We start from the raw sequence: 21,307 nt of genomic DNA on the forward strand, positions 1-21,307 counted from the left end.
ACGGCGTCTCGCACAACCAGGCTCAATTTCTGCGGTTAGACGCGTGGGAGGTTCGAATCCCTTCATGGCGTTAAACCTTAGAATCTATGTGCCTCGCAGAAACAGTTCCCCTACGCCAGGAGGCCATTATCCTGGACTCCGCCTCAACAGCCGTTCCAGCGTTCTGTCAGAGTCCTTTTTCTCCTGACGTATCCCCAGTCAACCAGTCCGCAAAGATACGCGCCAGCCGCCGCTGGCTGCCGGATTTCGGGTAGGCGAGATAATGGCCGATATACCTGTTGTGCCGGCACTTGGGCGAAAACGGCCTGACAAGGAGACCACTCTCGAGTTCCCTTCGCGCCAGAACGCACGATTCAAGGGCAATTCCTAGACCGTTCACGGCCGCGTCCAGCACAAGAAAACTTCGGTCGAAACTCATGGATGGCGCAGGGGGTGGGCCGAGATTGTTGGCTTCGAACCAGTCGATCCACTGGATGCGCTTCAGATCGCTCCGGATCAGGGACTGATGCACAAGGTCGCGGGGAGATGTGAGGCGCCGTGCAAGGTCCGGCGCGCAGAGAGGAGCAACGATTTCCTCGCCAAGAGGAATGACAATTAAGTCCTCGCGGTTGGTGGGCTCACCATAGACGATGTCGGCATCGAACAGCCCGTCCACGAAGCGCGCGTAGCTCGTGCTGGCCGCAACCCGCACCTCGACGCCCGGATTTTCCTTCAGGAACTGGGGCAGGCGCGGAGACAGGACCTTGGCGGCATAGCTCGGCGCGCAGTGCAGCCTGAGCAGCAACGCCTTATTCGATGTAATCTGTTCAATTCCCCGCCGCAGTTCCTCGAAGGCGCTCGATGCATGGGCGAGCAGGGTCTGGCCCGCCAACGTCAGTCGCACATTGCGTGTCGTCCGCTCGAACAGCGCGACGCCCAGATCTCGCTCAAGGCGGGTGACCGCATGGCTCACGGCGCTTGGAGACAGGTTCAGCTCCTCGGCGGCGTTTCGGAACGACCCGAGACGGGCAGCTGATTCAAAGATGCGCACGGCAGAAAGGGAGTTCATCTGGAACATCGGATTAGTGAACCAGATTCACCTGATGGTGTAAACTTGGCGTTTGTTTGCGGGCCACTTTCCGATCAAATTCGTCATGTCGGTGGAGGTGATCCCGACTAGAGAAACCAGATGCCGTTGGCCGGATGTGTCCGGGACGGGATCGGGAGGAGAAAAAATGCTTCTGACAGGCAGGACCGCAGTCATATCAGGCGCGGCGAGCAAGCGCGGTATTGGCCGCGCGACGGCGGAACTGTTCGCCGAACATGGCGCCCGTGTGGCGGTTCTCGATCTGGATGCCGAGGCGGCGCAAGAGGCGGCCGCAGCGCTGCCGAAGGTCGGTCATGGCGAGCATATCGGCGTCCGCTGCGACGTTGCCGACCGTGCATCGTGCGAAGCGGCGTCCGTTGCGACGATCGGGGCATTCGGCGCGATTAACATTCTCATCAACAATGCCGGCATCACGCAGCCAGTGAAGACGCTCGATATCACGGGCAAGGACTGGGAGCGCATCGTCAGCGTCAACATGACCGGCGTACTTCATCTCAGCCAAGCCTTCATTCCCAACATGCGCGACAATGGCGGCGGTTCGATCGCCTGTATGTCATCGGTGTCTGCGCAGCGCGGCGGCGGCATCTTCGGCGGCCCGCATTATTCGGCGGCGAAGGCGGGCGTGCTCGGCCTTGCTAAGGCGATGGCGCGGGAGTTCGGGCCCGTCGGCATTCGCGTCAATTCGGTTACGCCCGGATTGATCCAGACGGACATTACCGGCGACAAGCTGACGCCCGAGATGCGCGTCGATATCCTCAAGGGTATTCCGCTCAACCGGTTGGGCGAGGCGCGCGACGTCGCCAACATCTATCTTTTCCTCGCTTCCGACCTGTCGGCCTACGTCACCGGCGCCGTGCTCGACGTCAATGGCGGCATGCTCATCCACTGAGCTGCCGTACCGAAGGGAGGAATGCCAGATGGTCCAGATCGGTCACAATGTCACTCTCGCGGAGCGGGCGCGGCGTATCCGCCGCCATGCGCTCCGCATGGGCGAGGTCCAGGGACAGGGCTATATCGCGCAGGCGCTCGGCGTCGCCGATGTTCTTGCGGTCTCTTATTTTCACGCCACGAACTACCGGCCGGAGGATCCGGAATGGGAGGGGCGCGACCGCTTTCTGCTGTCGATCGGCCATTACGCCATCGCCCTTTATGCGGCGCTGATCGAAGCGAAGATCGTGCCGGAGGACGAGCTGGAGACCTACGGCACGGATGACAGCCGGCTGCCCATGTCCGGCATGGCCACCTATACGCCCGGCATGGAGATCACGGGCGGCTCGCTCGGCCACGGGCTCGGTATCGCCGTCGGCATGTGCCTGGGCCTGAAGCGCAAGAAATCCCCGGCTTTCGTCTATAATCTGTTCTCCGATGGCGAGCTGGACGAAGGCTCGACCTGGGAGGCCGCCATGTCGGCGGGTTCCTACAAGCTCGACAATCTCATCGGCATCGTCGATGTCAACCAGATGCAGGCCGATGGCCCTTCCATGGGCGTCCTGAATTTCGAGCCTCTTCTGCCCAAGTTCGAAGCTTTCGGCTGGTTCGTGCAGCGCGTGGACGGCAACGATCTCGATGCGCTGGTCGGGGCCTTCGACAAGGCCCGCCATCACGCCGGTCCCGAGCCACGCATGATCATCTGCGACACGAAGATGGCGAAGGGCGTGCCGTTCCTGGAGGCGCGCGAGCGCAATCACTTCCTGCGGGTCGAACCGCTGGAATGGACGGAAGCGCTCCAGATCATCGACGAGGGAGTTGCGCCATGAGACGCTCCAAATATATCCGCCCCGATCACCTGACGGCCTCCGGCGAGATGAAGCCGCGCCTGACGACCTCAGCCATGATCGCATCCATCGCCGGTCCCGGCCAGCCGACACGGTCCGCGCCCTTCGGGCATGCGCTCGCGGCGCTGGCGGAGGAGGACGAGCGCATCGTCGGCATGTCGGCCGATCTTGCCAAATATACCGACTTGCACGTTTTCCGGGCCGCGCATCCCGACCGCTTCTACCAGATGGGGATGGCCGAGCAACTTTTGATGATGTCGGCCGCCGGCATGGCGCGGGAAGGGTTCCAGCCCTGGGTCACCACCTATGCGGTGTTTGCCTCGCGGCGCGCCTATGATTTCATCTGCCTGGCGATTGCGGAAGAGATGCTGGACGTGAAGATCGTCTGCGCCTTGCCTGGATTGACCACCGGCTACGGACCCAGCCATCAGGCGACCGAGGACATCGCCATGTTCCGGGGCATGCCGAACCTGACGATCATAGACCCGTGCGATGCGCTCGAGATCGAGCAGGCGATGCCGGCGATCGCCGCGCACAAGGGGCCGGTCTATATGCGGTTGCTGCGCGGCAACGTGCCGCTCGTCCTCGACGAATATGGCTATACCTTCGAGTTCGGCAAGGCCAAGCTCATCCGCGACGGGCGCGATACGCTGATCATCTCTTCGGGGCTCATGACCATGCGGGCGCTGGAGGCTGCGAAGGCGCTTCAGAAGGACGGTGTGGATGTGGCGGTGCTTCATGTGCCGACCATCAAGCCGCTTGACGAGGAGACGATCCTTGCCGAATGCAGGAAGCAGAACCGGCTGGTGATCGTGGCGGAAAACCACACACTGATCGGCGGGCTCGGCGAAGCCGTGGCCGCGACGCTGATGCGCTCCGACGTGCGTCCGGCGGCCTTTCGCCAGATCGCGCTTCCCGACCAGTTTCTGGAGGCAGGCGCGCTTCCGACGCTTCACGACCAGTATGGGCTCTCCACGAGCCGCGTCGTCGCGTCGGTCAAGGAGTGGCTCGATCGATAGACCATGAGGACCCGTCCGGCGAGGAGGAAGCCGGGCAGGTCATGACCAGCCACAATGGAGGAGACCATGCACTTGCAGATCCAGAGACGTTCCTTTCTTCGTTCCGCCGCCGTGGCGCTTGCCGCGCCGGCGCTGCTCACGACCCTTCGGGACGCACAGGCAGCAACGACGCTGACGCTGGGCCATGGGGCAGCTCCCGGCAATCCGCGCACGGTGGCCGCGGCGAAATTTGCAGAGCTCGTCGGCCAGAAAACGGAAGGCCGCGTCAAGATCAACGTAGCTGGCGCCGAAACCCTCGGCAGCGATTCCGCCATGCTGACCAGCCTGCGAACCGGGGCGCTCGATTTTACCGCCAACAGCCAGGGCGCGACATCCGCGCTCGTTCCGGAACTGTCGGCGCTCGGCCTGCCGTTCCTGTTTGCGACGACCGAAAAGGCGATGTCGGTTCTTTCGGGCGCCGTCGGCGGCGAACTCGACAAGCGCTTCGAGGCCATCGGGATCATGCCGCTGGATTGGTGGGACAATGGCGTCCGCCATCTCACCAACTCCAAGCGCAAGGTGACGACACCGGCGGAGGTCGCCGGGCTGAAGGTTCGCACCCCCGCCGATCCGATGACGATCGATATCTTCCAGGCGCTCGGCGCCAGCACGGAACAGATCGCCTTCGGCGAACTCTACATCGCCCTGCAACAGGGCGTCGTCGACGGGCAGGAAAATCCGCTTGCGAATATCGAAAGCTCCAAGCTGTACGAGGTCAACCGCTTCGTGAGCCTGACCGCGCACAAGTGGGAATCGACCCCCTTCCTGATGTCGATGATCGCCCGTGCCCGGCTCGGCAAGGATCTGGAGGCCGTGATGGCTGCGGCGAAGGAGGCAGGTGAACTGCAGCGCTCGTTGTCTCGCGACAAGGCGACGGAAGTGCTTGCGGCATTCAAGGGCAATCCGGCGGTCGAGGTGACGGAGGTTGATCGTGAGGCATTCGTGAAAGCGACGGCGCCCGTTGCCGATGTCTGGAAGCAGAAGCCGTTCGGCGAATTCGTGGCTCAGGTTGAGGCGGAGGCAAGGGCGTGAGCCCTACCTCCGGGCGGCCGGCGGCCACGACCGGCGCCATACAGACGATCGATCTCGTGGCCGGCGTCATCACACGGCTCTGCCGCGTCGTTCTCATCATCAGCGGAATCGCGCTGACGGCGGTGACGACAGCGAACGTGCTTGCCCGGTATGCCATGGCCAGCGGCGGATTTTCGTTTGCCCAGGAATTGCCGATGCTGATCTTTCCCTGGTTCATTCTGGCGGGGATCGTGCTTGCCGCGCATGCCGGCGGGCACATGGCCGTCGAGTGGATTTATGACAAGCTGGGCGAGCGGTGGCGCATTCTCGCTTTCTGCCTCGCCAATTCCATCAGCGCCGCTGCTTTCCTGTGCCTTGGCTATCAGGCGACCATCGTTGCGGAGATCGCCAGCGTGGAGCGTAGCCCCGTCCTGCAATTGCCGAACAGCATCGGCTACTACGCGCTCGCCGTCGGTTCCGTCCTGGTATCGCTCGTCATTGTCTCCGCCACCGCAAGGGTTTTCCGCTTTGGCTGGGAGCACCGAACAGAGGTGAAAGCCGAGGAGATGCCGGTATGACACTCGTTATGATCGCCGCGTTTTGCGTCCTGATGATCCTTGCGGTGCCCGTCGGCTATGCGCTCATTATCTCGGCAGCAGCGGGCGTTCTCTTTAATGGCTATGTGCCGCTGTCGATCGTCGCCCAGCAGGTCTATGATCAGACGCAGTCCTTCCCCATGCTTGCCCTTCCCTTTTTTATGCTCGCCGGGACCCTGATGCTCGGCGGCGAACTGGGACGGCAATTACTGGAGCTCGCCTCGAAGGCCATGCAGCGCTGGCGGGGCGGCCCGCTTTCCACGACCGTGGTTTCGTCCGTAGTCTTTGGCGGCGTGTCCGGCTCTGCGGTCGCCAATGCCAGTGCGCTCGGATCAGTGCTCATCCCGTGGCAGAAGAAGCAGGGATATCCGCCGGCCCTTTGCGCCGCGAACAACGCGACGTCGTCGGTCATCGACGTACTGATCCCGCCGTCCATTCCGATGATCCTGTATTCGCTGGTCAGCGGCGTCAGCGTCGGCGATCTCTTCCTTGCCGGCATCCTGCCCGGCCTGCTGATGGCCGTGGGCTTCATCTTCGTCTGCTGGCTGATCGCTGTGCGACGGGGCTATCCGACGAATGCCGAGACGATGCGCAAGCGCGATATGGGGGCGCTCGTGTTGAAGAGCTTTCCGGCCATCCTCCTGCCCATTCTCATCATCCTGTTCCTGCGCTTCGGTCTTGCCACACCGACGGAAGTCGCGGTGCTCTCGGTGGTTTACTCCCTGGTGCTGAGCCTCGTCTTCTATCGCGACCTGACATGGAAGCGCTTCTGCGACAATATTGTCGAGGCGGGCATGGGAACCGGCGTGGTGATGCTGGTTATCATGGGCAGCGCCGCGGTCGGATGGGTTCTGACCTTCGACCAGGCGCCGCAGCAGATGGCCGACTGGGTCGCGCTCCACATCTCCAATCCGATCGTCATTATATTGATGATGAATGTCCTGATGCTCATCGTCGGCATGCCGCTCGACATGCCGCCGGCGATCTTGCTGCTCGGCCCGATCTTCGTGCCGCTTGCAGACCAGATCGGTCTCGACAGGGTGCAGCTCGGCCTGATGATGGTCGTCAATCTCGGGATCGGCCTCTATACGCCGCCGATTGGCACGACGCTCTTTATCTCCTCGTCGATCGCCAAGGCGCCGCTGGGCGAGACGACGCGAGAGCTGTGGCCATATTTCTCCATGGCCATGCTGCTCCTCCTCGCGGTCAGCTTCATCCCCGCCCTGACGCTGTATTGAAGGAGGACGCGATGACCGAGGACAGCAACTACGCTGTGACCGTGCGGGGACTGACAAAGTCCTATGGAGCGACGTCCGTGTTGAAGGGCGTGAACTTCTCCGTTCGAAGAGGCGAGATCCACGCGCTTCTTGGCGGCAACGGTGCAGGCAAGTCGACATTGATCCGGATCATCACGGGATCGGCATCACAGGATGGAGGCACGATCGAGTTCCGCGATCGAGCCGATAGGTTGCGCACGGAAGCAGAAGGGCGGCGAAAGGTGGCGGTTGTTCACCAGGAGCTTGCGCTTCTTCCAAACCTGACGGTCGCGGAAAACATCGCCCTGCCGCACTTTTCGCGTGGCTTCGGACTGTTCAATCGCAAGTGGGCGATAAAACAAGCCCATGCCGCCCTATCGATGATCGACCGCAGTTTTGCGGACGCTTCACTGCACTGGTTCGTCGGCAGCCTCAGCCTGCATGAAGGGCAGATGGTGGAGATCGCCCGGGCACTGGCGTCCGGGGCGGAACTCATTCTCCTCGATGAACCGACTGCCAACCTGACGGCGCTTGAAACCGAACGGCTGTTCTCGGTTTTGCGGCGGTTGACGCAAGAGACCGGCCTTTCGGTGGTCTTCGTCTCTCATCGCATGAAGGAAATCCGGCAGATTGCGAATACCTGCAGCATCATCCGCGACGGGCGCACGGTCATCGACCGCGAACCGATGGCAGGATTGAGCGACACGGCAATCATCGAGAAGATGGGACAACTTTCGCAGGCGCAGGCTCAGGTCCAGGAACGCCCCGCAGCGGACATTTCCCGCGCCGAAGGTCACGGCCGCCTGACCATTCGTGAGAATGGGCTCGAGATCTCCCTGGAGCCGGGCGTGATCCTTGGCGTCGCCGGCGCGCCGGCCGGTCCGCAAACGCTGATCGACACGCTTGTCGGCGCTGCGCGCTCGAAGCGCTGGACGGTGTCCCATGCGGGCTGGCCTGCAAGGTTCTCGTCGCCGCATCAGGCCGCGACACTCGGTTCAGGTTTCATAACCGGCGATCGCTCCCACAAGGGTGTCCTGCACAGTCTGCCGATCATCGACAATGTGCTCGCTTCGCGCCGCATCGTCCGGGGCAGCCTTTTCACCGGGGCACGCGAGAGCGTCGAATGCCTCGATCTCATGCAGGCCCTGAAGGTGAAGGCGGCTTCCATCTGGGACCTGCCGAACACGCTGAGCGGCGGAACGCAGCAAAAGTTGCTCCTCGCCCGGTGGCTCGGCGTTCCCTCGCGCCTTCTCGTTCTAGAGGAGCCGACGCGCGGCGTCGATATCGGCACAAAGAAAGAAATCTATCAGCTTATTCGTCAGATGGCCGCGAGCGGCACAATGATCGTCTGGTGGTCAACCGAGAATACCGAGCTTCTAGAAGTCTGCGACCGCGTGCTGGCCTTCAATACGGATGGCCGTTGTGCAGGTGTGATCGAACGGCAGGACCTCACCGAAGACAAGCTTGCGGAACTCACAGGAATGGCGGCATGACACAAACACCTGCACAAACGGCAACCCCGCAACCGGCGACAGAGACGCAGCCGGCCATCCGGCATCGCGAAAGTCTCCTATCTGCCTACCGGACCGAAATCGCGATCGCCGTCGCCATCGTGCTTCTGGCACTTGCGGTCGGTTCGCAGGTGCCACAGGCACTGAGCTGGGGGAACTTCGCAAACATCACGCAAGCCGGCGCGCCGCTCATCATCATGTCGCTCGGCGTCCTGCTCGTCGTTATCACGGGAGGGATCGACTTGTCCGTCGGCTCGGTCTTTTCGCTGACGGGCATGGTGACGGCGCAGGCGATGGCCTACGGTTTCGGCGGGATCGAGGCCAGCCTGATCGGGCTTTGCGTCGGCCTCGTCTTCGGTTCGATCAATGGCTTCCTCGTGACAATTGCCGGGCTGGCGCCATTTGTCGTGACATTGATCACATTCGCGGTCGCAGGCTCGCTGTCCTTCATCGTCACCAACGGGCGCTCGATGCCCGTCAACGATCCGGATTTCTGGCTTCTCAACAGCGGAAGCCTTATTCCCGGGATGCCGAATTACATTCTGTTCTGCCTGGTGCTGGTTTTTGCGATTGAATTGTTCCTGAAAAAGCTGGTCGCTGGCCGCTGGTTTTACGCCGTGGGCAGCAGTGCAGCCGCCGCTTATCTTCTCGGCATTCCTGTAAAGCGGACAACGTTCTTTGCCTATGTAGCATCGTCCATGCTCGCATCGTTCTCCGGCCTTCTGACGATCTCCTACATTCTGAATGCGGAATCGACCGCAGGCTCCAGTCTGATGCTGCAGGCCATCGCGGCTGTCGTCATCGGCGGGGCGAGCCTCCTCGGCGGCACGGGCACCGCCGTCGGCGCCGTTCTCGGCGCGCTGATGATCACCGTCATCCAGAACGGCGTCAATCTCATCGGCATCAACAGTTTCTGGCAAGGCTCGGTGACCGGCCTTGCCATTCTCATCGCGGTCCTGATCGACCGTTTCAGTAAATCCCGGCGGGGAGCCGGTTAACAGTACCAGCATGAGGCTGGTTTCCTTGGAGGAGGAAAGACCATGGTTTGGAAATTTAACACTGTAATTGCGATCTTTGCAGCAGCGTCGCTCGGCGCCGTATCCGCGCAGGCGCAAGAAAAAAAGACTGTCGCCTATCTCGCCCCGTCGCTCGACATTTCGTACTGGCAGTGGGTGGGCTATGGCGTAAAGGAAAAGGCGCAGGCGCTCGGCATGGACTATGTAGAGTTTACATCCGAAAACTCGCCGGCCAAGCAGATGGACAATGCTCGTACGGCAGTGACGAAGGGCGTCGATGGTATCGTCATCGGCCCGGTCAGCTCTACCAGCACGCCGCCGCTGCTCGCCTATCTGAAATCCCAGAATATTCCGGTGGCCTTCGCCGGTATCGGGCCGCAGCCCGGGCAGACGGACTATACGTCATCGGTCACTGCCAACAATCTCGAGACCGGAAAGGCGCAAGGCAGCTTCGTCTGCAAACTCGCCAAAGAACGCGGTGGCAATCAGGTGGGCATGCTTTCCCTGCCGCAGGATCGCGAAAATGCGCAAAAATATCTCAAAGGGGCCGAAGAGGCGTTTAAGAGCGATGGATGCGATCTCGTGCAGATGCTGGAGACGCGTGGTCTGACCGTGAACGAAGCGGTGACGCAGGCAAACGATATGTTGACGGCGCATCCCGACATTAAAGCGATCTACGGCATGTATGACGAGGCAGGCACCGGTGCTGCCAAAGCGGTGGAGACACGCGGCCTAACGGGCAAGGTCGGCATTGCCGTCGCCGATGGAAGCCCGACGACCATCGGTCTGCTGAAGGCCAAAGCTATCCAGGGCATATTCTTCCAAGAGGCCGTGGGCCAGGGTATCGACGGGACGCAGCAGGTCTTCAACGCGCTGACCGGCGCGGAGGTGACCAAGGACCTGGCGCTCGTCATGCCGCTGGTCACGGCGGACAAGGTGGATTCGCCGGAAGCCAAGGCGACCATCGCCCGCGTTTTCCCGCCGAGCAACTGACGCAGTGAACGGTGCCCGTTTCGCACGGGCACCGTTCCCGAAGTGGAGAGCTTCATGAAAGACATACCCATCATCGACCCACATTTTCACCTCTGGGACCTTGAGAAAAATTATTATCCCTGGCTCTCGGACGGGGTCAAGCCATCCGCATTCGGCGACTATTCGGCCATTAACAAGACCTATCTCATCGGCGACTACCTTGACGATGCGAAGGGCCAGAACCTCGTGAAGGCTGTGCATCTGGATGTCGGCTACGACCCGAAGGACCCTGTGGGCGAGACCCGCTGGCTGCAGGGCGTTGCGGACCGGCACGGATTTCCCCACGGCATTGTCGGCTACGCCGATTTTCGCAAGCCCGACGTCGCGGCTCTGCTCGACGAGCACATGCAATACCGGAACTTCCGCGGCATCCGCCAGTCAATGAATTTCCACAGGGATCCGGCCAAGACCTATCTTCTGGAACCGGAGGTCAGCCGCACCACGGAATGGCGACGAGGCTTTCGCGAGCTAGAACGGCGCAAGCTGAGCTTCGATCTGCAGATCTACTATTGGCAGATGCAGGAGTTTCTGGACTTGGCATCCGACTTTCCCGACGTGCAGTTCATCCTCAATCACACGGGCATGCAGGTTGATGGTCCGGGTCATTTCCAGGGCTGGCGCGAAGGCATGGGGAAATTGGCCAAAGCCCCGAACGTGGCCTGCAAAATTTCCGGTCTCGGAATGGGAGACTGGACCTGGACGACGGAAACAATTCGTCCATACGTCGAAGAGACGATCGAAGCTTTCGGCATCGACCGGTGCATGTTCGCGTCTAACTTCCCGGTGGATAAGCTTTTCTCGACCTATGATGCGCTTTGGAAGGCATTCGGCGAGATCACTGCCGGGTTCAGCAACGGCGAGCGCCTGAAGCTGTTTCACGACAACGCCGCCTATTTCTATCGCCTTTGATGACTGCGCTCGAGCGTATCGCCAACGCCTGGCCTAGGAGCAATTTCGATGCACTCATGCCTTGGAACTACCCCCGCAGAACGGCCCTACGGCTTGCGACCACCTTCACCACGGCATCCTTGTGCTTGTGGCCAGTCGATTAATACGGTGTTCGTGCTCTCCATACAAATCAATCGAGCGGATTGCGAGATAGGCGGAAATTCCCCATGGATCGCTGAAGTTGCATGACCGAAGATGTCCAGGCAGCGAAACTGTCAACAAAGATTGGATAGTTTGCTAAAAACTGTCATGCTTCATTCAGGTGAATGATCGAGACAGAACATGAAACGCCCTACCATTGCCGACGTCGCGAAGGCCGCTGACTTGAGTGTTGCCACGGTTGATCGTGTTCTGAACGGAAGGCTGCCTGTTAGAGACGAGACAGCCCGCAAAGTATATGCGGCTGCGGAACGTTTGGGCTTTCACGGAGCCAAGATTATTCGCCAGCGCATGATGGCCGATTTGCCGTCTTATCGGTTCGGTATTATTCTGCGGAAGGAGCGGCAGCCATTCTATCAGGCTTTTGCCGAACAACTGAACGTAGCGGCAGCAGCCGTGAAGGATCGTCATATCAGCCTGACGATCAGCTATGCTGTTTCGGGCGAGCCAAGCGAACTGTCGGAGTTGATGCACGGCATGGCTGGCAAGGTTTGCGCCATCGCTGTGACGGGACCAGATCACTACGACGTGACGGCTGCCGTCTCGACCCTGAAGGCCAAGGGCATCCCGACGTTCGCCCTCCTGACCGATCTGGCGCAAGGCGTGCGCGAGGCCTATCTCGGGACCAACAATATGAAGGTCGGCCGAAGTGCGGCCTGGATGATCTCCAAACTGTCGCCTTCGCCGGGAAAGGTGGTCCTGTTTCTCGGCGGCCACCGGTTTCACGGACATTCGCTCCGTGAGATGGGTTTTCGCGCTTACATGCGCGAGTTTGCGCCGCAGTTTCAAGTTCTCGATGCCCATATTAATTTGGAAACCCGGCGGCTGACCTATGAACTCCTGATGGATACGCTGTCGCACCATCCCGATCTCGTCGGCGTCTACTGCATGGGCGGTGGTATGGAGGGTGCCATCGAGGCGCTGAGGGAGAGCAAGCGCTCGGAGAAGATCGCCTGCCTCGTCAACGAACTCACGCCGGAATCCCGGCAGGCACTGCTCGAGCGCCGAATCTCGGGCGTTTTTCAGACGCCGCTGGTCGAACTCTGTGCCGACCTGATTGCGACAATGGTGCACACGATCGAGCACGGCATGGCGGAAAGTCCCGGGCAGCGCTTCTTCCCGGCCCTTCTCTGGGTTCCTGAAAGTCTATGAGGGAATGATAGAAAAACGTCAGCCTCGCGAGAACGTTTCTATCAGGAATGACGGCTCGACGTTCTCATGACGTGTTGACCCGCCGGGCCGACTGCGGAATTGTCCCCCTGCGGTGACGAGGTAGGAGCTCACCGCTTACGCAACAAGATCCTTGTTTCCCGCCGCCGGTTCGCCAGCGGCATCGGACACGCATGCCCATGAACCGCCGCGTAGCAGCGGCAACCTAGATGAAGTGGAGGAGAACCCGATGAAGAAATATTTCTTGGCAACAGCGCTCGCGACGATGCTCGCAACAACGGCCTCGGCGGAGACTATTGGCGTCTCGATGGCGCTTTTCGACGACAACTTCCTGACCGTTCTTCGCAACGGCATGACGGACTACTCGAAGGATCTGAAGGACGTCACGCTGCAGATCGAGGACGCGCAGAACGATGTCGGCAAGCAGCTGAGCCAGGTGCAGAATTTCGTGGCGTCCGGCGTCGATGCGATCATCGTCAACCCGGTCGATACCGATGCGACCGTCGCGCTCTCGCAGGCGGCGGCCGCCGCCGGCATCCCGCTCATCTACGTCAACCGCCAGCCGGTAAATGTGGACGACCTTCCCGAAAAGCAGGCCTTCGTCGCCTCCGACGAAAAGGAATCCGGTACGCTGCAGACGAAAGAAGTCTGCCGCATGCTGAAGGCTGCCGGCAAGACCGAGGCGAAAGCAGTGGTCATGATGGGCGAACTGTCCAATCAAGCCGCCCGGGTGCGCACGCAGGACATCAAGGACGTGCTTGCGACGCCAGATTGCAGCTTCATCAAGATCGTCGAGGAGCAGACCGCCAACTGGTCGCGCACGCAGGGCGCTGACCTGATGACCAACTGGCTGTCGGCCGGCGTCCAGTTCGATGCCGTGATCGCCAACAATGACGAGATGGCCATCGGTGCGATCCAGTCACTGAAATCGTCCGGGCGCACCATGGACGATGTCATCGTCGCCGGCATCGATGCCACCCAGGATGCCTTGGCATCCATGGCCGCTGGCGAGCTCGATGTCTCGGTGTTCCAGAATGCGGCGGGCCAGGGCCGTGGTGCCGTGGATGCCGCGCTGAAGATCGCACGCGGCGAGACGGTCGAGAAGAAGGGCTACGTTCCCTTCGAGCTCGTGACGCCTGCAAACCTCAAGGACTATCAGGCGAAGAACTAACCCTCTTTGCCACAATGGGGCGAGGCGGCGTACGCCTCCCCCAACCCCATCATGGAGGGTTTGCACATGGTCAGTCCCCGCACGGCCGAAGCGATCAAGCACGTCATCGAAGAGACGGAACGCCACGGACTTCTCGCTATCGAGGGTATCCGCAAGGAGTTCCCAGGCGTCGTCGCGCTCGACAACGTCAAGCTGCGTGTTCGCCGCGGCACCGTGCACGCCCTTATGGGGGAGAACGGCGCCGGCAAATCGACATTGATGAAAATCATCGCCGGGATCTATCAGCCGGATGCCGGCGAAATCCGCCTTCGCGGTGAGCTCGTTACGCTGAAATCGCCGCTCGATGCGCTCGAACAGGGCATCGCGATGATCCATCAGGAGCTGGCCCTGATGAACTGGATGACGGTCGCCGAAAACATCTGGATCCGGCGCGAGCCGAAAAACCGCTTCGGTCTCATCGATCACGGCCGGATGGCCGAGATGACCGCCGATCTTTTCTCCCGCCTCCGCATCAAGCTCGATCCGCGCGCGCAGGTGTCGGAGCTGACGGTCGCTCAGAAGCAGATGGTCGAGATCGCCCGCGCCGTGAGCTACGATAGCTCCATCCTCATCATGGACGAGCCGACATCCGCCCTGACCGATCGCGAGGTCGAAGGCCTGTTCTCGATCATCCGCGACCTGCGCGAACGCGGGATCGGCATCGTCTACATCACCCACAAGATGAACGAGCTTTTCGAGATCGCCGATGAGTTCACGGTGTTTCGCGACGGCAAATATGTCGGCTCCCATCTGTCGACGGACGTCAACCGCGACGACATCATCCGCATGATGGTCGGGCGCGACATCACCGACATGTTTCCGAAGATCGAATGCCCGATCGGCGAGGTCATCCTCGAGGTTCGCAAGCTCACCATTCCCGGCGTTTTCCACGACATCTCGTTCTCGCTCCGGCGCGGGGAGATCCTGGGGCTTGCAGGGCTTGTCGGGTCGAAACGGTCGAACGTCGCCGAAGCGATCTTCGGGGTCACGCCTGCCACATCTGGCGAGATCCTGGTCAACGGCACGGCGGTGACCATCGGGAGCCCGAGCGCTGCCATGGCGCAGGGCTTTGCCTTCCTCACCGAGGATCGTAAGGAGACGGGCTGCTTCCTGAGCCTCAATTGCCTGGAAAACATACAGTCGGCGCTCATCACACGGTCGCACGTCAAGGGCGGTTTCGTTGACCAGTCCACCGTGACCAAGCTTGCCGAGGACATGGCCCACGAGTTGAGGGTGAAAACACCGAACCTCTACGAGACTGTCGAGAACCTCTCGGGCGGCAACCAGCAGAAGCTGCTGATCGCCCGCTGGCTCCTGACCAAGCCGCGCATTCTCATCCTCGACGAACCGACGCGCGGCATAGACGTCGGGGCCAAGTCGGAAATCCATCGGCTCATCACCGGTCTCGCGGCGGAGGGGGTCGCGGTGCTGATGATTTCGTCGGAACTGCCGGAGGTGCTGGGGATGAGCGACCGCATCGTCGTCATGCATGAAGGTCGCGTGTCCGGCGTCCTCGACCGCGCCGACGCCACTCAAGTCAAGATCATGGACCTCGCTGCGCGCTAGTCGTGCACCGCGGGAGGAGACAGCGAACATGAACACCATCACGCAACCCGTTCCCCAGCTGCAGCAGACGCGACGGCGCGTTCCGCCGGAACTGACGATCCTTCTGGTGCTCGTCGGCATCTCGCTGACGTTCGAAATTCTGGGCTGGATCCTGCAGGGGCAGAGCTTCCTCGGCAACACGCAGCGGCTCTCCATCATGATCCTGCAGGTCTCGGTCATCGGGATCATCGCGATCGGCGTCACGCAGGTCATCATCTCCGACGGCATCGACCTCAGCTCCGGATCGATCGTCGGGGCAACGGCGATGATCGCCATGAGCCTGGCCCAGGTCGGCACCTTTGAGCGTGCGCTCTATCCCGGCCTGACGGATCTTCCGGTCATCGTGCCCGTCGTCGCCGGGCTCTTCGTCGGCGTCGTCTGCGGGGCGATCAACGGGCTCCTCATCGCTTACTCGCGCATTCCGCCGTTCATCGCGACGCTCGGTATGATGGTCACCGCACGGGGCTTTGCGAAGTGGTACACCAAAGGTCAACCGATCAGCTTTCCCACAGACAGCTTCGCCGCGATCGGCAAGGGGCTTGCGCCCGTCCTGATCTTCCTCATCGTCGCCGCCATCATGCATGTGGTCCTGCGCTACACCCGTTACGGCAAGTTCACCTATGCGATTGGCGCAAACAAGCAGGCGGCCCGCGTCTCCGGCATCGATGTCGAGCGTCATACGGTCAAGGTCTATGCAGTGGCAGGCCTTCTCTCGGCTCTGGCCGGCATCGTCGTTGCCTCCCGCGGCCTGACCGCCCAGGCCGGCATGGGTACGAGCTATGAGCTCGACGCCATCGCCATGGCCGTCATCGGCGGCGTGTCCCTTTCGGGCGGACGCGGCTCCATCCTCGGCACCATGATTGGCATGGTCATCTTCGGGGTCATCATCTCCGGGTTCACCTTCCTCCGGCTCGATGCCTATTACCAGGAAATGCTCAAGGGCATCATCATCGTCGCCGCCGTCGTGGCCGACGTCTATCGCCAGCGAAAGCGTGTGAAGAAGGCCTGACCGTTCGAATGCCAGCTTAGTATTCGGCCTTGAACTCCCATTCCATCCGCAGAACGGCGTCGTCGATGCAGCGATCGACACGAGGTCCGAGAGGCTTGACGCATGCGCGGGGAAGACCAGCAAGAAGGAGACATTCCCTCATGAAACACACACTCGACCCCCACATGTTCCGGCACCTGTCGCTGGAGGACACCTGCCGCAAGGTGGCCGATCTCGGCTACGATTACGTCGAACTGTCCCCGCGTCCGGATTTTCTCTCCTGGTGGACGCGGCCCAAGGTCTATCCGGAGCGCGTTGCCAGCTTCAAGAAGGCGCTCAAGGATCATAGTGTCGGCCTCGCCACCCTCCAGCCGATGTATCGCTGGGCGAGCCCCTATCCGGATGAATGGGACAACGCGATCGACAACTGGAAGCGCGTCATCGAGATCGCGGTCGAGATGGATGGCCCGATGCTCGTCTCGGAGTTCGGCCGTGGCGGATCGCCGGAGCGCAGCCTGAACGATCGTTCCGGCCTCCATCGTCCCGAAACCTGCGAGGCCCAGTTCTTCCGCGCGATGGATATTCTCGTGCCGCTCCTCGAGAAGGAGGGCCTCGTCCTGTCGCTGGAAGCGCACCCGGAAGACTGGATCGAACAGATCGCGCCGGCCGTCGACATCATCAAGACGATCAACTCGCCGTCCGTCAAAGCGTCGTTCATCGCGCCGCACACGTTCTTCTACGGTCCCGACATGGTCGCCAATCTGCGCGCCACGGAGGGGCATCTGGTGCATGTCCGGCTGGCCGACACCTACGACCACAACAAGTCGTCGGAACTCCGCTACATCGTCAACCCTCCCGGTTCCAAGGTGCGCGTCCATCAGCACACCGACTTCGGCCAGGGCGAGATCGATTTCGATACGTTCTTCGCGACGCTCGCAGACATGAAATTCGACGGTGTCCTCTCGAACTGCGTGTTCGCCTGGGAAGACCGCGTCGACGAAAGCGCGCGCTTCATGCTCAACGAAACCCGGCGCTATGTCGCCAAATACTGGAATGAGGTCTGAAATGACTGTGAGAATCGGTGTTATCGGCACGGGCGCCATCGGGCGCGATCATGCGCGCCGCATCAACCACGTCCTCGGCGGCGCGAAGATCGTCGCTCTGAGCGACGTCAACCGGGCCTCGGCCGAAGCGGTCAAGGCAGACGTCGCACCGGATGCCGCCATCTTCGAGACGGGCGAGGCGCTGATCGCGTCGCCGGATGTCGATGCCGTTCTCGTGACCTCCTGGGGCGCGACACACGAGCAATATGTTCTCGCAGCGATCGCTGCCGGCAAGCCGTGCTTCTGCGAGAAGCCGCTGGCCACCACGGCGGACGGCGGCAAGCGCATCGTCGATGCGGAGGTTGCCCATGGAAAACGCCTCGTGCAGGTCGGTTTCATGCGCCGCTACGATGCGGGCTACGTCGCTTTGAAGAAGGTGGTCGACAGCCAGATCGGCGCGCCGATCATGGTGCATGCCGCCCACCGCAACCCCGCCGTGCCCGAGCAATACGTCACCCCGATGGCGATTCACGACACGATGATCCACGAGATCGACGTGCTGCGCTGGCTGCTCGACGACGACTACGTCTCCGCCCGCGTTCTCTTTCCGCGGGCGTCCGCCCGCAGCCATGCCAAGCTGCGCGATCCCCAGATCGTCATTCTCGAAACCGCCAAGGGCACGATCATCGACGTCGAGATTTTCGTGAACTGCCACTACGGCTACGACATCCAGTGCCAGGTCGTCGGCGAGGACGGGATCGCGAACCTGCCCGATCCCATGGCGATCCCCATGCGGCTCGGTGCGCGCCAGCAAAGCGAGATCCTGACCGACTGGAAGGACCGCTTCATCGCCAGCTACGACGTCGAGCTGCAGGACTTCATCCATGCAGCCGCCAGGGGCACGGCCTCCGGCCCGAGTTCCTGGGACGGCTATGTCGCCGCGATCACGTCGGATGCCTGCGTCAGTGCGCAGGATGCCGAAGGGGCCGCCGTCGCCATCAACCTTCCCGCTCGTCCGGCGCTTTACAACTGAGGTCTCCCATGCGCTTTGCCATCAACCACATCACGGCCCCGAACCTGTCTCTCGAGGACTTCTTTTCCGCAGCCCGCCGTCTCGGGCTGACAGAGGTCGAGATCCGCAACGACATTCCGGATGTCGTCAACACGATGGATCCCGCCGACGTCAAGGCGGCGGCGGAAAAGGCCGGCGTCGAGATCGTTTCGATCAACGCGCTCTACCCGTTCAACGTCTGGTCGGGGGACCTGCCGGCTAAGGCTCTAGCCCTTGCCGACTACGCGGCGGCAAGCGGTGCAAAGGCGCTGGTCATGTGCCCGCTGAACGACGGGACAAAGGTTTCGTTCGATGATCTCGTGGCGGCGCTGACCGCCATGAAGCCAATCCTTCAAGAGCGCGGTCTGACAGGCCTCGTCGAGCCTCTGGGGTTCCCGATCTCCTCCCTGAGAACGAAGGCGGAAGCCCTCAGCGCCATCGACGCCGCCGGTGGCGGCGATGTCTACAGACTGGTGCACGACACCTTCCATCATCACCTTGCCGGCGAAACCGAGTTTTTCCCGAGCCGCACGGGCCTCGTCCATATTTCGGGTGTGGTCGATCCGGCGGTTGCCGTGGACGACATGCTCGACGCGCACCGCGTGCTGGTGGATGGCGCAGACCGTCTGGAGAACGTGGCCCAGATCAAGGCGCTGATCGCCGCCGGTTTCGATGGGGTCTTCAGCTTTGAGCCCTTCGCCGAAGAGGTCCACGCGCTTGATGATCCGGAAACGGCCGTCCGCGACAGCATCACCTACGTGTCGGCACAGCTCTGATGCCTGGAAATCCCGTGTCTGCGTTTCCGCGCAGGCATGGTCCAACCTTGGAACCACGGCTCATGCCGGAGGATGAAATGAACAAGTCACTGGATGTCATCACGATCGGTCGATCATCCGTCGATCTCTATGGCGCACAGATCGGGGGACGTCTGGAGGATATGGGGTCCTTCCGCAAATATATCGGCGGCTCGCCGACCAATATGGCTGCGGGAACGGCCCGGCTCGGCCTCCGGTCCGCCCTGATCACGCGGGTCGGCGACGAGCATATGGGGCGCTTCATCCGCGAGGAACTCGCGCGCGAAGGTGTCGATGTCACGGGCGTGAAGACCGATCCGAAGCGGCTGACGGCGCTGGTGCTTCTCGGGATCCGTGACGAGGAAACATTCCCGCTGATCTTCTATCGCGAGAACTGCGCCGACATGGCCCTTTGCGAAGATGACATTGACGAAGCCCTGATCGCCCGCGCGCGTTCGGTCGTTGCCACCGGCACGCATCTGAGCCACCCCGATACGGAAAAGGCCGTTCTGAAGGCGCTGGAGCTTGCCCGCAAGCACGGGGGCCGAACCGCGCTCGATATCGATTACCGTCCCAACCTCTGGGGCCTTGCCGGCCATGGCGACGGCGAAAGCCGGTTCGTCGAAAGTTCGGCCGTCACATCCAAGCTGCAATCGACACTGCATCTCTTCGACCTCATCGTGGGGACGGAAGAGGAATTCCACATCGCGGGCGGCTCCACGGACACCATCGCGGCGTTGCGTGCGGTGCGCGCCGTCTCGCGCGCGACGCTCGTCTGCAAACGTGGTGCGGCAGGGGCCGTCGCCTTCACGGGCGATATTCCCGGTGATCTCGACGACGGAGAGATTTTCCCCGGCTATCCCATCGACGTCTTTAACGTGCTGGGCGCCGGCGACGGGTTCATGTCCGGCCTCATCAAGGGCTGGCTTGAAGATGCCGCATGGCCGCGTGCCCTTCAATATGCCAATGCCTGCGGTGCCTTTGCCGTGAGCCGCCACGGCTGCACGCCGGCCTATCCCTCGCTGGAGGAACTCACATTCTTCCTCGAGCGAGGCGTGAAGACCAAGGCTCTGCGTCAGGATCAAGAACTTGAGCAGATACACTGGGCGACCAACCGCCACGCGGACTGGTCGACGATGCGTGTCTTCGCCTTCGATCACCGTATGCAGTTGGAAGCCATGCCGGGGGCCACGCCCGACAAGATCGGCCACTTCAAGGCGCTCTGCCTTGAGGCGGCGCTCGACGTGCAGGACGGTCGTTCGGGATACGGCATTCTCTGCGATAACCGCCTCGGCAAGCGCGCTCTGCATGCGGCATCCGGCACCGGCCTCTGGATCGGCCGCCCGGTGGAATGGCCGGGATCGCGTCCGCTGACGCTCGAGCCGGAACTCGGCCCCGACTTCGGCGGCCTGGATGAGTGGCCGCTCGACAATGTCGTCAAGGTGCTGTGCTTCTGCCATCCGGACGATGCCCCCGATCTCAGAGATGGGCAGGAAGAAACGGTCCGCCGACTTTTTGCCGCCGCGCGGCGCAGCCGGCTGGAGTTTCTGCTGGAGATCATTCCGTCGAAGGTCGGCCCGGTCGATGACGACACGAACGCCACGCTGATCCGCCGCTTCTACGAGATCGGCATCTATCCCGACTGGTGGAAGCTCGAGCCGATGGCGAGCCGCGTTGCCTGGGAAAAGGCCTGCACCGCCATCACCGATAACGATCCGAACACACGCGGCATCGTCGTCCTCGGCCTCGATGCGCCGGAGGACGAACTTGCGGCCAGCTTCAAGGTCGCCGCCAGCTTCCCGCTGGTCAAGGGCTTTGCGGTGGGGCGAACGATCTTCGCCCAGGCGGCCCGAGCCTGGCTTGCCGGCGAGATCACGGATGCGGACGCCGTGCAGGATATGCAGGCCCGCTACCGCCGCCTCTGCGTCTTCTGGGAGACGGCGCGGGCGGTGGCGCAGGACAACGAAGCGACGGTTCCGTCGCAGGGAGGACTTTGA

General features: G+C 61.8%; 19 protein-coding genes. 18 read left to right on the top strand and 1 reads right to left on the bottom strand.

What is annotated here, in order from left to right; translation table 11 throughout:
- Positions 1-166: 166 nt before the first annotated feature.
- Positions 167-1,057 (bottom strand): LysR substrate-binding domain-containing protein, encoded by an 891-nt coding sequence (locus tag LRX75_RS20670; protein WP_231816535.1) that lies wholly within the window; start codon positions 1,055-1,057, stop codon positions 167-169.
- A 157-nt stretch (positions 1,058-1,214) separates the two neighbouring features.
- On the opposite strand from LRX75_RS20670, the gene LRX75_RS20675 reads away from it, so the two are divergent.
- The 18 genes from LRX75_RS20675 (at position 1,215) to LRX75_RS20760 (ending at position 21,307) form a co-directional block, all read left to right on the top strand.
- Positions 1,215-1,976, top strand: a complete 762-nt coding sequence (locus LRX75_RS20675) for an SDR family NAD(P)-dependent oxidoreductase (RefSeq protein WP_231816536.1) — start codon at positions 1,215-1,217, stop codon at positions 1,974-1,976.
- A gap of 28 nt (positions 1,977-2,004) precedes the next feature.
- Positions 2,005-2,844 (top strand): transketolase, encoded by an 840-nt coding sequence (locus LRX75_RS20680; RefSeq protein WP_231816537.1) that lies wholly within the window; start codon positions 2,005-2,007, stop codon positions 2,842-2,844.
- Positions 2,841-3,881, top strand: coding sequence for a transketolase family protein (locus LRX75_RS20685; protein ID WP_231816538.1), 1,041 nt, complete (start codon positions 2,841-2,843; stop codon positions 3,879-3,881). Before LRX75_RS20680 ends, LRX75_RS20685 begins: the two co-directional genes overlap by 4 nt.
- A 66-nt stretch (positions 3,882-3,947) precedes the next feature.
- The gene (locus tag LRX75_RS20690) at positions 3,948-4,952 is read left to right on the top strand and encodes a TRAP transporter substrate-binding protein (RefSeq protein WP_231816539.1); all 1,005 of its coding nucleotides are present in this window, start codon (positions 3,948-3,950) and stop codon (positions 4,950-4,952) included.
- Between the two features lie 56 nt (positions 4,953-5,008).
- On the top strand, positions 5,009-5,509 hold the full coding sequence (locus LRX75_RS20695) for a TRAP transporter small permease (RefSeq protein WP_231816540.1): 501 nt from the start codon (positions 5,009-5,011) through the stop codon (positions 5,507-5,509).
- Entirely contained in the window at positions 5,506-6,765 is a 1,260-nt protein-coding gene (locus tag LRX75_RS20700; protein WP_231816541.1) for a TRAP transporter large permease subunit, read from the top strand. The genes LRX75_RS20695 and LRX75_RS20700 overlap by 4 nt, the downstream gene beginning before the upstream one ends.
- Positions 6,766-6,776: 11 nt before the next feature.
- Positions 6,777-8,276 (top strand): sugar ABC transporter ATP-binding protein, encoded by a 1,500-nt coding sequence (locus LRX75_RS20705; protein ID WP_231816542.1) that lies wholly within the window; start codon positions 6,777-6,779, stop codon positions 8,274-8,276.
- Complete coding sequence (locus LRX75_RS20710) at positions 8,273-9,292, top strand: ABC transporter permease (protein ID WP_231816543.1); 1,020 nt, start codon at positions 8,273-8,275, stop codon at positions 9,290-9,292. The genes LRX75_RS20705 and LRX75_RS20710 overlap by 4 nt, the downstream gene beginning before the upstream one ends.
- Before the next feature lie 42 nt (positions 9,293-9,334).
- Positions 9,335-10,303 carry a substrate-binding domain-containing protein gene (locus tag LRX75_RS20715; protein ID WP_231816544.1) on the top strand — a complete coding sequence of 323 codons (969 nt, stop codon included), beginning with the start codon at positions 9,335-9,337 and terminating at the stop codon, positions 10,301-10,303.
- Between the two features lie 54 nt (positions 10,304-10,357).
- On the top strand, positions 10,358-11,251 hold the full coding sequence (locus LRX75_RS20720; RefSeq protein WP_231816545.1) for an amidohydrolase family protein: 894 nt from the start codon (positions 10,358-10,360) through the stop codon (positions 11,249-11,251).
- 321 nt (positions 11,252-11,572) lie between these two features.
- Positions 11,573-12,601 carry a LacI family DNA-binding transcriptional regulator gene (locus LRX75_RS20725; protein ID WP_231816546.1) on the top strand — a complete coding sequence of 343 codons (1,029 nt, stop codon included), beginning with the start codon at positions 11,573-11,575 and terminating at the stop codon, positions 12,599-12,601.
- 247 nt (positions 12,602-12,848) lie between these two features.
- Complete coding sequence (locus LRX75_RS20730; RefSeq protein WP_231816547.1) at positions 12,849-13,790, top strand: sugar ABC transporter substrate-binding protein; 942 nt, start codon at positions 12,849-12,851, stop codon at positions 13,788-13,790.
- Between the two features lie 66 nt (positions 13,791-13,856).
- Positions 13,857-15,395, top strand: coding sequence for a sugar ABC transporter ATP-binding protein (locus LRX75_RS20735; protein ID WP_231816548.1), 1,539 nt, complete (start codon positions 13,857-13,859; stop codon positions 15,393-15,395).
- A gap of 28 nt (positions 15,396-15,423) precedes the next feature.
- Entirely contained in the window at positions 15,424-16,443 is a 1,020-nt protein-coding gene (locus LRX75_RS20740) for an ABC transporter permease (protein ID WP_231816549.1), read from the top strand.
- A gap of 140 nt (positions 16,444-16,583) precedes the next feature.
- Complete coding sequence (locus LRX75_RS20745; protein WP_231816550.1) at positions 16,584-17,486, top strand: sugar phosphate isomerase/epimerase family protein; 903 nt, start codon at positions 16,584-16,586, stop codon at positions 17,484-17,486.
- 1 nt (position 17,487) lies between these two features.
- Positions 17,488-18,498: a Gfo/Idh/MocA family protein gene (locus LRX75_RS20750; RefSeq protein WP_110802785.1), complete on the top strand. Its 1,011-nt coding sequence runs from the start codon at positions 17,488-17,490 to the stop codon at positions 18,496-18,498.
- An 8-nt stretch (positions 18,499-18,506) separates the two neighbouring features.
- Positions 18,507-19,292 carry a TIM barrel protein gene (locus tag LRX75_RS20755; protein ID WP_231816551.1) on the top strand — a complete coding sequence of 262 codons (786 nt, stop codon included), beginning with the start codon at positions 18,507-18,509 and terminating at the stop codon, positions 19,290-19,292.
- A gap of 77 nt (positions 19,293-19,369) precedes the next feature.
- The gene (locus LRX75_RS20760) at positions 19,370-21,307 is read left to right on the top strand and encodes a bifunctional 5-dehydro-2-deoxygluconokinase/5-dehydro-2-deoxyphosphogluconate aldolase (RefSeq protein WP_231816552.1); all 1,938 of its coding nucleotides are present in this window, start codon (positions 19,370-19,372) and stop codon (positions 21,305-21,307) included.

Origin of the sequence: Rhizobium quercicola (genome assembly GCF_021168455.1) — a bacterium.
Lineage (GTDB): Bacteria > Pseudomonadota > Alphaproteobacteria > Rhizobiales > Rhizobiaceae > Ferranicluibacter > Ferranicluibacter quercicola.